Raw genomic sequence first — 12,297 nt, 5'->3', positions numbered from 1 at the left:
AAAGCGCAAGCATGGACTCCCAAGCTGAGACATCTCTCTCCAAATGGCAAGACGTATTGCGGGCAGAACGGGCCAGCATCGCCGCGGCCAGGCAGGCCGAGGACATACCACGCCCAGCCGGCCCCGACGGCGCCGACATCCCCCAGGACGCCATGATAGGGCTGGCCTTCTCCGGCGGCGGCATACGCAGCGCCACCTTCAATCTGGGCGTGCTGCAGGCGCTGGCCAAAACCGGCTGGCTGCAGCAAATGGACTATCTGTCCACCGTGTCCGGCGGCGGCTATATAGGCAGCTGGCTATCCGCGCTGAAGCGCCGGCTGCGGCCCAAGGAAACCATAAACCAGACGCTGACCGATCTGCAGGGCCGGGCGCCGGCCATTCAGTTCCTGCGCGAGTACAGCAACTACCTGACGCCGAAAACCGGCCTGTTCAGCCTGGACACCCTGTCCGCGGTCGTCACCTACGGCCGCAACCTGGTTCTCAACCAGTTCGTGCTGCTGTGCTTCCTGACCGCGCTGTTGCTATGCCCGCACATGCTGGTGGCGTTCGCCGGCTACGCCGCCACCTACCCCGGCGGCGACATGATGTCGCTGGCGGTGGCCGTGCTGGCCGCCATTTTCTCCGCGCGGCAGGCCCGCGACACAGTGAACGACGGTTTGCAGGCCGCCAAACCCGCCGCCGCGTCCACCAGCGTGGCCTTGCTGCTGATCTTCGTCTACGCGGTGTCCATCCTGGCGCTGTCCCGGCTGAAGCAAGGCAATCTGGCGTGGCATGAACTGTCCCTGACGCCATTCCTGCTGATCTGCAGCCCGGCTTACGCGCTCTACTGGGCGATTCTGGCGCACGGCTTCACCCAGCTGAACAATCGCGGCTACCGGCGCAGCGTGTGCTGGGCGCTGCTGGCCGGCTTGATCGGCGGCGGCGGGTTGTGGCTGATGCTGCAGGCGCTGGACTATCTGCTGCCGGTGCGGCAAGAGCCGTTCCTGGCCTGGCATGTGATCGGCTTCGGCTTCGTGCTGCTGCCGGCAGCCTTCATCATGACCGCAACCGCGCATATCGGCCTGGTCAAACGCAGCTTTTCGGAACTGCAGCGCGAATGGTGGTCGCGGCTGGGCGCGCTGCTGCTGGTGAGCGACCTGGCGCTGCTGCTGGTTTTCGCCATGGTGGCGCTGGCGCTGCCCTTGGTCGAGGTGGCCGACGACTGGATACGCAACGCGGTATTGCCGGCCTGGCTGCTGTCCACGCTGGCCGCAGTATGGCAAGGCCAGTCCGCCGCCACCAGCGGCAAGGAAAAGGGGGATTGGCGCGAATGGGTGGCCAAGATCGGGCCCTATGTGTTCATCGCCGGCCTGCTGCTGCTGGTCAGCGCGCTGCTGAGCTGGCTGCTGACCTATTTCAAAACCACCGGCGCCCAGTGGGCGCTAAGCGACAATCCCTGTCCCGACTACCGCTGCGACCTCGCCGAGTGGGCCAGCCTGCACTTCCAGGCCTCGCACGACGCCGGCCACGGCGGCCTGTTGTACCTGCTGCTGCTGGCGGCCAGCCTGGCGGTCGGCATTTTCGCCTCGTCGCGGATAGACATCAACGTCTTCTCCTTGCACAACTTCTACCGCAACCGGCTGACCCGTTGCTACCTGGGCGCCAGCAACCGCCTGCGATCGGAGCGCGTCAATCGCTTCACCGGCTTTTGCGCCGAAGACGACATGGCGATGTCCGAGCTGGCCAGGGCGAATCCGGTGCAGCGCCCCTACCACCTGATCAACACCGCTCTCAACCTGGTATCCGGCTCCGACCTGGCCTGGCAGCAACGCAAGGCCGCGTCCTTCACTTTCTCGCCGCTGTATTGCGGCTACAAATTCCCGGACACCGCTCCGCACCCGGTAGACGTGTTTGTCCGCACCGCCGACTACCTGCAGGACGACCCCTCGGCGCTGGAGGCGGGCCCGATGCTGGGCTCGCTGGTGGCCACCTCCGGCGCGGCGGTCAGCCCCAACCAGGGCTACCACAGCTCGCCGGCGGTGAGCTTCCTGCTGACGGTGTTCAATGTCAGGCTGGGCCGCTGGTGCCCCAACCCCAACCGGGCCAGCGCCGCCCAACTGCGGGAAATGTCGCCGCCGGTCAGCTGGCGCTACCTGCTGGACGAATTGTTCGGCCGGACCAACGCCGAATCGGGCTTCGTCTACCTGAGCGACGGCGGCCATTTTGAAAACCTGGGCATCTACGAACTGGCGCGGCGCGAATGCGCGCTGATCATCGCCTGCGACGCCGGCCAGGACGAAAACATGACCTTCGAAGACCTGGGCAACGCGATACGCAAATGCCGGATAGACCTGGGCGCGGAAATCCGCATCGATGTGGACAGCATCCGCATCGATGCCACCACCGGCTACAGTCCGTCGTGCTGCCAAATGGGCGACATCTTCTACGCGTCAGGCAAGCGCGGCCGGCTGCTGTACCTGAAACCCTGCCTACGCGGCCACGGCGCCGAGCCGGTGGACGTGCTGCAGTACAAGGCGGCGAACCCGTCCTTCCCGCACCAATCCACGTTGAACCAATGGTTCGACGAGTCGCAATTCGAAAGCTATCGCAAGCTGGGCCTGTGCATAGGAGAAACCGCGCTGGCCGAATTAAGCCGCCCCGCCAGGGCGCCTGATGCAGCAGATCCGGCCTAGCCCGCCTGCCGCCGCCGGGGTCCGGCCCCCTGAACCCGGACCCGCTCGCGCTCGGCATCGAACCGCGCGCAGGCTGACGAAATCCAGCCGGCGAAGGCCTGGGTTTCCCGCCGCGATGGGTCGCGGCCAAGCAGCGCATAGCGCGCCGGCGACGCCACCCAGCGGCCGAACACATCCACCAGCCTGCCGCTTTGCAGCTCGTCCCACACCAGCGCGGTGCGGGCCATCGCCACGCCCTCGTGGTTCAACGCCATGCCCAGCGCCAGGCTGGACAGGTTGAACTGCGCGCCGCCCAGCAGCGGCAGCCAATCGGGCCGCGCCGCCTGCAGCCATAGCCGCCATTCGGCGAAAGCTTCGGCCCCGTCCCAGGGCGAGGCGTCATGCAGCATCGCGATGCCATCCATGGATTCGCCGGCGGCGAAGGCCGGATGGCGCGCCAGGTAAGCCGGCGTGGCGACCGGCAGCAGGTATTCGTCCAGCAACGGTACCGCCTGCGGCGGGACATGGCTCGCGGCGTCGTAGCGGATGGCGATGTCCGCCCCGGCCATGCCGCCATCCGGCGGCTGAAACTCCGCCAGCAGCCGCAACGGCACCTCAGGCGCCAGGCGTTGGAATTCGGTCAAGCGCGGCATCAGCCAGCGCAGCGCGAAGGAAGGCACGCAGCTCAGTTGCAGCGGGGCCGCGTCCGCACCCAATCGCGCCAGGGTCTGCTCGATTTCGCCCAGCGCGGCGGAAACCGTCCGCAGCAGCGCGCCGCCCTTGTCGGTCAGCCCCAGCGCGCTGCCGCGCGCGAACAGCCGGTAGCCCAGCCGCTCCTCCAGCTTGCGGACCTGCTGACTGACCGCGCTTTGCGTCAGATGCAATTCCTGCGCCGCCCGGGTGAAACTGAGCAGGCGTCCGGCGGCCTCGAAACTCCTGAGCGCGCCCAACATGGATGAATCCAGCATCGGCATTAGCCTGGCTAATGATGTAAACAGCAATTATCGCTTCCGGCCCGCGGCTTGTCTCGCTACGATTGACCGGTCAATCACTTCACGCCGCCTCTTTGCCATGCCCCCTTCCCTCCCCGCCTCGCTATCAGCCCAGCTGCTGTCGAAACGCGCCATGCTATGGCTAAACGATCAGGCCGGCGTCGCGCCGATGCCGCCGCGTCCGCAAGCCGCCGATATCGAATCCGCCCGAACGCGGCTGCAGCGCTGCCAAGGCCTGCTGGCGCGCTTGTTTCCCGACTTGTCCGCCTGCGGCGGCGTCATCGCGTCGCCGCTGCTGCCGTTGGCCAAGCTGCAACAAGCGCAAGGCGGCGACGCCGCGCGGGAAGGCGCATGGCTGCTGAAAGCCGACCATGCGCTGCCGGTGGCCGGCTCGATCAAGGCCAGGGGCGGTTTTCACGAGGTGCTGGCGCTGGCGGAGGAATTAGCCCTGCGCCACGGCCTGCTGGATGCGGCCGGCGACCGCGCCGCGCTGGCGGAACCCGCTGCGCGCGCCTGCTTCTCCCAATACACCGTGATGGTCGGCAGCACCGGCAATCTGGGCATGAGCATCGGGCTGATCGCCGCCGCGCTGGGATTCCGCGCCGTGGTCCACATGTCGGTGGAAGCCAAAGCCTGGAAGAAGGACAGGCTGCGCCGCCACGGCGTGCAGGTAATCGAGCACGCCGGCGATTACGCGCAAGCCGTCGCCGCCGGCCGCGCCGCCGCCGCGGCCGATCCGGCCACGCATTTCGTCGACGACGAGCAATCGCTGGCGCTGTTTCTCGGCTACGCCGCCGCCGCCCGCGAATTGGCGGAGCAATTGCGCGCCGCCGGCCGCGCGGTGGACGCCGAGCGCCCGCTGTTCGTCTACCTGCCTTGCGGCGTCGGCGGCGCGCCCGGCGGCATCGCCTTCGGCCTGAAGGCGCTGTACGGCGAGCATGTCCACTGCTTCTTCGCCGAACCGGCCGCCTCGCCCTGCATGCTGGTGCAACTGGCCACCGGCGCCGCCGCCCCGGTATCGGTTTACGATATCGGCCTGGACAACCGCACCGAGGCCGACGGCCTGGCGGTGGGCCTGGCATCGCCGCTGGCCAGCCCGCTGATGGCCAGGCTGCTGTCCGGCGTGTTCACCGTGGAGGACGCGCAGCTGTTCACCGGGCTGCTCCAGTTGTTCGAAACCGAGGGCATCGCGCTGGAACCATCCGCCGCCGCCGGCCTGCCCGGCCCGGACTGGATCTGCCGCTCGGCGGCCGGCCGCGCCTATCTCGACCTCCACGGCCTGGCCGGCCGGCTGGGCAGCGCCACTCACGTGATCTGGTCTACCGGCGGCTCGCTGGTGCCGGAAGCCGAACATGAGCGCTTCCGCGCCGAAGGCCGCCGCCTGCGGGATCGCCAAGCCCAATAACACCGGGCCTCGCGCCGGAAAATGGCCGCGCGCGGACAGCCTGACTGTCTGTTGCGCGCCACAACCACGGCTGGAGAATTCGCCTCCGGCTTGAAACTAGACGACTGGTCTAGTAGTATCAAGCCATGTCACGAGCCAACCACACCGCCGATACCCGCGAACACCTGCTTGCTACAGGAGAGGAAATCATCCTGGGCAAAGGCTTCGCCGCTGTCGGCCTGGCGGAAATCCTGTCCAGCGCCGGCGTGCCCAAGGGGTCGTTCTACCATTACTTCCAGTCCAAGGAAGGATATGGCGTGGAGTTGCTGCGTCGTTATTTCCTCAATTACGACGAGCAGCTGGTGCTGCGGCTGCGGCCGGAAGCCGGCCCCGCCCGCGACTCGCTGCTCAAGTATTTCAACGGCTGGGTCAGCCAGCACCGCTGCGATGCGCAAAGCCATACCTGCCTGGCGGTGAAGCTGGCGGCGGAAGTGTCCGATCTGTCCGAGCCGATGCGCGAAGCGCTGGCGGAAGGCATGGGCCGGGTGATTTCCCGCCTGGCCGACGCCATCCGCCGCGGCCAGCAAGAAGGCAGCCTGTGCGTGCATCTGCCGGCGGACGAACTTGCCGCCAGCCTGTACAGCCTGTGGGTGGGAAGCGCGCTCTTGTACAAGGTGCAACGCTCCGCCCAGCCCATGCTCAATGCGCTGAAGCTGACCGAAACCATGTTGAAGGTTCCCTCCGCCGCCAACTGCGGCGCCTGAGCCGCTTGAACCGCCCGCTGCTTGCAGCGGGCTTTGTTGACACACAATCTAGACGACCGGTCTATTAAATGGAGTTGTCATGAACGAAACCTTGCAACTGATGCAGCAACACCGCAGCGTGCGCAGCTATCAGGACAAGCCCATTTCCCAGCAAACGCTGGACGCGGTGCTGGACGCCGCCTGGAAGGGCCCCACCTCGATCAACGGCCAGCAAGTCTCGCTGGTGGTGGTGCAGGACGCCGAACAGCGCCAGCGCATCGCCGAAATCGCCGGCGGCCAGCCCTGGATCGCCCAGGCGCCGGTCTTCATCGCCGTGGTGATCGATTTCCACAAAACCCGGCTGGGCGTGGAGATGGCCGGCGCCCAGCAGACGATACACAACAGCGTGGAAGCCTTCGCCGTGGGCGCGGTGGATGCCGGCATCGCGCTGGGCAATCTGATGACCGCCGCGCGCTCCGCCGGGCTCGGCGTGGTGCCGATCGGCGGCATCCGCCGCGATCCGCAGGCAATGATAGAACTGTTGCAATTGCCGGAACTGACCTTCCCGCTGGTGGGCCTGGCGCTGGGCCACCCCGATCAGGAAGGCAGCGTGAAGCCCCGTCTGCCGCGCGACAGCTTCGTCCACAACGGCCAGTACCAGGCGGAAGCCCTGCCCGGCCACATCGCCGCCTACGACGAAACCCTGCGCCAGTACTGGCAAGACATCGGCCGCGGCGACGGCGAGCCCTGGAGCCGCAATACCGCCGGCTACTACCGCAACGTTTACTTCCCCAAGGTTGCCCCCGTCGCGCGCAGCCAGGGTTTTGGCTTCGATCAATAAGCCGCTTTTTCATCCTCGAGGATCCCGACATGCAAGCCGATAAACTGTTCACCCCGCTGATCATGGGCGCCGTCACTCTGGCCAACCGCGTGGCGATGGCGCCGCTGACCCGCCTGCGCAACATCGAGCCGGGCGACGTGCCCGGCCCGCTGGCCAAGGAATACTACCGCCAGCGCGCCAGCGCCGGCCTGATCGTGGCCGAAGGCACCCACATCTCGCCCACCGCCAAGGGCTACGCCGGCGCGCCCGGCATCTATAGCGAAGAGCAGGTGAAAGCCTGGAGCGAAGTGACCGGCGCCGTGCACGAGGCCGGCGGCAAGATCGCGCTGCAGCTGTGGCACACCGGCCGCATCTCGCACCGCTCGCTGCAACCTAACGGCGACGCGCCGGTCGGCCCGTCCGCCATCCAGGCCGACAGCCGCACCAATATCCGCGCCGCCGACGGCAGCTTGGTGCGCGAGCAATGCGACACGCCGCGCGCGCTGGAAATCGAGGAAATCGACGACATCCTCGAAGACTACCGCCGCGCCACCGACAACGCGCGCCGCGCCGGCTTCGATCTGGTGGAAATCCACGGCGCCCACGGCTATCTGCTGGACCAGTTCCTGTCGCCGCAGGCCAATGTCCGCGCCGACCAGTATGGCGGCAGCGTGGAAAACCGCGCCCGCTTCCTGTTGCAGGTCGTCGACGCCGTGGTCGGCGAATGGGACGCCGCCCACGTCGGCATCCGCATCTCGCCGCTGGGCATCTTCAATGGCGTCAGCAACACCGACCAACTGGAGATGGCGCTGTACCTGGCCGAGCAGCTGGCCAAGCGCAAGCTCGCCTTCCTCCACATCTCCGAACCCGACTGGGCCGGCGGCCCCAAGCTGGACGAAACTTTCCGCGCCGAGCTGCGCAAACGCTACCCGGGCGTGATCGTCGGCGCCGGCGGCTACACCGCGGAGAAAGCCGAAACCCTGATCAAGCAAGGTTATATCGACGCCGCCGCCTTCGGCCGCAGCTACATCGCCAACCCGGACCTGGTGGAGCGGCTGAAACGCAACGCGCCGCTGAACCCGCCGCAAGCGGAAACCTTCTACGGCGGCGGCGCGGAAGGCTATACCGACTACCCCGCGCTGTAAGCTCCCAAGCAAGCCCCGCCTGCCGGCGGGGCTTTTCCACGGCTGCTCAGCCTATCGACGCCTGCGCCTGGCGTTCGACGATGGCGCTGGCGATCCGCAGCGCCAGCGCGCCGGCATCGGCGATAGACTGGTTCTGCGCGGCGACCTGCGCGCCTTCGAACACCAGCATCAGCTCGCTCGCCGTATCCTCCGGCGACGCGAGGCCGGCGGCCCGGCACAAGCCCGCCAGCCGCCGCCACTGGCCTTGCTTGTATTCCGCTATCAGCTTGCGGCCGACGTGCTCTCTGTCCGGCAGCTCCGCGATCGAATTGATGAACGGACAGCCGCGGTGCGACCAGGCGCCGGCGTCGTCGGCGAAAAAGGCCGCCCACCCCAGAATCTGCGCGCGCGGATCGCCGGCGTGCTCGGCCGCTATGGCGTCGAACGCGCGCCAGTAGCCGGCTATCACCTGGCGCAGCCATTCCGCCAGCAGCGCGTCTTTCGACTGGAAGTGTCGATACAGCGCCATCTTGGTGGTATTCGCCCGGGCGGCGATCGCCTCGACGCCGGTCGCGCGGATGCCATCGTTGTAAAACAGTTCGCCTGCCGCCTCGAGGAGACGCTCCCGCGGCGGGACCGAAGAATCGGCCGCTTTTCGCTTGTTCATTTTGCCATCCGTCTTGACGATGATACCGATCGGTATCATCATTCCCATGCAGTGATACCGAACGGTATCACTCCTCTCCGGCTCATGTCGAGCCGGAGCATCCGCCATGGGAATCAGCGATGCAACTTTCGGAATATGCGCAATACGACGCGGTGGGCCTGGGCCAGCTTGTCGCGCGGGGCGAAGTCAGCCCGCAAGAATTGGCCGAAACGGCGCTGCGGGCGTGCGCGGCGGTCAATCCTCACATCAACGCAGTCATCGAAACCTGGCAGCCCGAGCTGGCCGACGCCGCCGCGGCGCTGGAGCGCGGATCGCCGCTAGCCGGCGTGCCCTTCCTGATAAAGGACGTCGGCGTCGCCATGGCGGGCAGAAAGATAGAATTCGGCAGCCGGCTGGCGCAGGGCTTCACCGCCGCCGCCGACTCCATCCTGATGCGGCGCTTCCGCCAAGCGGGGCTGGCCACGCTGGGGCGGACCACCACGCCCGAATTCGCCTGGAGCGGCACCACCGAATCCGCGCTCTGCGGCCCGACCCGCAACCCCTGGAACGCGGCGCGCGGCGCGGGCGGCTCCAGCGGCGGCGCCGCGGCGGCGGTGGCCGCCGGTATCGTGCCGATCGCGCATGCGACCGACGCCGCCGGCTCCATCCGCATCCCGGCCGCCGCCAGCGGCGTGTTCGGCCTCAAGCCCACGCGTGGCCGCGTATCCAATGGCCCGATTCTCGACGAGGCCATCCACGGCCTGGCCGCGCAGCTGGGCGTCAGCCGCTCGGTGCGCGACAGCGCCGCGCTGCTCGACGCCGCGCGCGGCGCGGACGGCGGCCAGCCCTTCTCCATCGCGGAACCCGCCGGCAGTTATTTCGCGCAAGTCGGCGCCGAGCCTGGCCGGCTGCGGATAGGCGTGATGGCGCAAGCCTGGGGCGGCCAGCGCACCGCCGCCGCCGTCCTCGAGCGGCTGGCCGAAGCGACGCGGCTGTGCGAATCGCTCGGCCACATCGTAGAGGAAGCGGCGCTTCCCCTGGGTTGCAGCTGGGACGCCTTCGTCCATGCCAGCTCCGTGCTATGGGCCGCCAACATCGCAGTGTGGATCGACGACATGGCGGCAGCCACCGGACGGCAGATCGACCTGTCCACGCTGGAGCAGCAGACGCTGGCCGTCTACCGGACCGGACATGGGATGCGCGGCGTCGAGATCGTGCGGGCGCTGGACTTGCGCAACGCCGTCACCCGCAGCGTCGCGGCTTTCTTCACGCGCTACGATCTGCTGCTGACGCCGACGCTGCCCGAGCTGGCGCCGCCCATCGGCAGTTATGCCGCCGACACGGCAAGCATGGACGGCCATCAATGGACCGCGCATGTGATGGGCGGTTCGCCGTTCACGCCGGCATTCAACGCCGCAGGCGTGCCGGCCATGTCGGTGCCCTTGTTCCAGGATGCGGCGTCGGCGTTGCCGGTCGGCATGCAGTTCGTCGCGCCGGCCGGACGCGAGGACAGGCTGTTCCGGCTGGCCGGCCAGCTGGAGCGCAGCCTGCCGTGGGCGGACCGCAAGCCCGCCATCTGGGCTGGCCGCGATCCACGCGCGGAACCCGCTTGCCGCCATGATGACAACAGGATTTGAAACGCGCTACAGTCTGGGATTGGCCGCCGCCGCGAGCGGCGCGCCGCCACAACAGAAAGCCCTGCACGCCGCCGGCGGCAAGGGCTCCGCCCCCAGGAGAACATCATGAAGACCAGACTGCTCGCATCCGCGGCCCTGCTGTTGGCCACGCAGGCTCACGCGGCGGCAGATCCCTACCTATGGCTGGAGAACATCCAGGGCAAGGATGCGCTGCAATGGGTGAAGCAGCAGAACGAGCACACCAGCCGGGAAGTGGAGAACTGGCAAGATTTCTCCGCGCTGAAGCAAGGCATCCTGTCCGTTCTCGACTCCGGCGCCCGCATTCCCGCCATCGAAAAGATAGGCGGCCGCTACTACAACTTCTGGCGCGACGCCCAGCATCCGCGCGGACTGTGGCGCAGTGCCACGCTGGACGAATACCGCAAGGCCGACCCCGCCTGGGAAACCGTGCTGGACCTGGACCAGCTGGCCAAGGATGAAAAAGAAAACTGGGTATGGCAGGGCGCCGACTGCGTCAAGCCCAGGCAAGACCGCTGCCTGATCCGCCTGAGCCGCGGCGGCGGCGACGCCGCGGTGGTGCGCGAGTTCGACCTGCCGGCCAAGCGCTTCCTCGCCGACGGCTTCGTGGTGCCGGAAGCCAAGAGCGAAGTCAACTGGGCCGACCGCGACACACTGTACGTCGCCACCGATTTCGGCAAGGGCACGCTGACCGCCTCCGGCTACCCGCGCATCGTCAAGGCATGGAAGCGCGGTCAGCCGCTGGCCGACGCCGCCACGCTGTTCGAGGGCAAGCAAACCGACATCTCGGTCAACGCCGACGGCATCGACACCGCCGGCCAGCACTACGACGTGATCAGCCAGGGCACCAGCTTCTTCACCAACGACACCTATCTGAAGCGCGACGGCAAATGGCTGAAGCTGGACAAGCCCGGCCATGTCGAGGCGTCTTTCCACGGCGCCTGGCTGCTGTTGCGGCCGCGCCAGAACTGGCAGGTCGGCGGCCATGACTGGAAGGCCGGCAGCCTGCTGGCGGTGAAGGTGGACGACTACCTGCAAGGCAAGCGCGATTTCGCCGCGCTGTTCCAACCGACCGCCACCACCTCGCTGGGCGGCAGCGCCGGCACCCGCGACGCGCTGATCCTGACCGTGCTCGACAACGTCAAGAGCCGGCTGGTGGAATGGAAGGTGGCGGACGGCAAGTGGCGCTCGCGCCCGGTGGCCGCGCCCGGCTACGGCAGCATAGACGTCAGCCCGGTGGACAGCGACAGCTCCAATGACTACTTCTTCACCTTCACCGACTTCCTGACGCCGACCTCGCTGTCGCTGGCCCACATCGGCAGCGACGCGCGCGAGCCGCTGAAGCAGCAGCCGGCCTTCTTCGACGCCAAGCCCTACCGCATCCAGCAGTTCTTCGCCCGCTCCAACGACGGCACCCGGGTGCCTTACTTCGTGGTGGCGCGCAAAGACTTGAAGCTCAACGGCAAGAACCCGACCCTGCTATACGGCTACGGCGGCTTCGAGGTTTCGCTGACGCCCTATTACAGCGGCGCCTTGGGCAAGGCCTGGCTGGAGCGAGGCGGCGTCTACGTGCTGGGCAACATCCGCGGCGGCGGCGAATACGGCCCGGCCTGGCATGAGGCGGCGCTGAAACACAAGCGCCAGAAAGCCTACGACGATTTCTCGTCCATCGCCAAAGACCTGTCGCGCCGCGGCATCGCCGACGCGCGCCACCTGGGCATCAAGGGCGGCAGCAACGGCGGCCTGCTGATGGGCGTGATGCTGACCAAGTATCCGCAACTGTTCCACGCCATCGTCTGCCAGGTGCCGCTCTTGGACATGAAGCGCTTCAACAAGCTGCTGGCCGGCGCCAGCTGGATGGACGAATACGGCAACCCGGACCAGCCGTCCGACTGGGCCTACATCAAGCGCTACTCGCCGTACCAGAACATTCGCCCCGGCACCCGCTACCCGGCCACGCTGTTCGTCACCTCCACGCTGGACGACCGCGTTCATCCCGGCCATGCCCGCAAGATGTTCGCCGCGATGAAGCAGATCGGCGCCGACGTCCGCTACTACGAGCGCACCGAGGGCGGCCACGGCTCCGCCGCCAATCACGACGAAGAGGCGCGCATCGCCGCGATGGAATACGCGTTCTTGTGGAAGCAACTGCGCTGAATCCGCTCCAGGCCCCGCTCCGACGGGGCTTTTTTCATCCGCGCCGCCGGCCGGCGAATGCAATTTGAATGAGTCGCGCCGCTTCCTATAATGGTCAATGAGGCCCGCTGCCGGCCCCAACCTCC

At 67.4% G+C, this 12,297-nt stretch carries 9 protein-coding genes; 7 read left to right on the top strand and 2 right to left on the bottom strand.

Annotated elements, in window-relative coordinates:
- Positions 1-11: 11 nt before the first annotated feature.
- On the top strand, positions 12-2,672 hold the full coding sequence (locus U6115_RS06925; RefSeq protein WP_080770355.1) for a patatin-like phospholipase family protein: 2,661 nt from the start codon (positions 12-14) through the stop codon (positions 2,670-2,672).
- On the opposite strand, the gene U6115_RS06920 is transcribed toward U6115_RS06925, so the two are convergent.
- Positions 2,669-3,619, bottom strand: a complete 951-nt coding sequence (locus U6115_RS06920) for a LysR family transcriptional regulator (protein WP_101527509.1) — start codon at positions 3,617-3,619, stop codon at positions 2,669-2,671. The two genes, U6115_RS06925 and U6115_RS06920, sit on opposite strands and share 4 nt — an antisense overlap.
- A 103-nt stretch (positions 3,620-3,722) precedes the next feature.
- Between U6115_RS06920 and U6115_RS06915 the strand changes: the two genes are divergently transcribed.
- From U6115_RS06915 to nemA, 4 genes are all read left to right on the top strand, one after another.
- The gene (locus tag U6115_RS06915) at positions 3,723-5,048 is read left to right on the top strand and encodes a D-serine ammonia-lyase (RefSeq protein WP_043580746.1); all 1,326 of its coding nucleotides are present in this window, start codon (positions 3,723-3,725) and stop codon (positions 5,046-5,048) included.
- Between the two features lie 125 nt (positions 5,049-5,173).
- Entirely contained in the window at positions 5,174-5,791 is a 618-nt protein-coding gene (locus tag U6115_RS06910; RefSeq protein WP_043580748.1) for a TetR/AcrR family transcriptional regulator, read from the top strand.
- A 79-nt stretch (positions 5,792-5,870) separates the two neighbouring features.
- A complete protein-coding gene (locus tag U6115_RS06905; protein ID WP_043580751.1) occupies positions 5,871-6,611 on the top strand; it encodes an NADPH-dependent oxidoreductase in 741 nt (246 codons plus the stop codon).
- Positions 6,612-6,640: 29 nt separating this feature from the next.
- Complete coding sequence (gene nemA, locus U6115_RS06900; RefSeq protein ID WP_043580754.1) at positions 6,641-7,735, top strand: alkene reductase; 1,095 nt, start codon at positions 6,641-6,643, stop codon at positions 7,733-7,735.
- A 46-nt stretch (positions 7,736-7,781) separates the two neighbouring features.
- Here nemA and U6115_RS06895 read toward each other — a convergent pair whose 3' ends face one another.
- Positions 7,782-8,381 (bottom strand): TetR/AcrR family transcriptional regulator, encoded by a 600-nt coding sequence (locus U6115_RS06895; protein ID WP_043580814.1) that lies wholly within the window; start codon positions 8,379-8,381, stop codon positions 7,782-7,784.
- Positions 8,382-8,500: 119 nt separating this feature from the next.
- On the opposite strand from U6115_RS06895, the gene U6115_RS06890 reads away from it, so the two are divergent.
- Both U6115_RS06890 and U6115_RS06885 read left to right on the top strand, forming a co-directional pair.
- The gene (locus U6115_RS06890; RefSeq protein ID WP_047257820.1) at positions 8,501-9,997 is read left to right on the top strand and encodes an amidase; all 1,497 of its coding nucleotides are present in this window, start codon (positions 8,501-8,503) and stop codon (positions 9,995-9,997) included.
- A 105-nt stretch (positions 9,998-10,102) separates the two neighbouring features.
- Complete coding sequence (locus U6115_RS06885; protein WP_043580756.1) at positions 10,103-12,172, top strand: prolyl oligopeptidase family serine peptidase; 2,070 nt, start codon at positions 10,103-10,105, stop codon at positions 12,170-12,172.
- The last annotated feature ends 125 nt before the right edge of the window (positions 12,173-12,297 follow it).

It is taken from the genome of Chromobacterium subtsugae, from assembly GCF_035919665.1.
In the GTDB taxonomy this organism is placed as follows: Bacteria; Pseudomonadota; Gammaproteobacteria; order Burkholderiales; family Chromobacteriaceae; genus Chromobacterium; species Chromobacterium subtsugae.
This window is presented reverse-complemented; position numbering and strand designations above follow the sequence as displayed.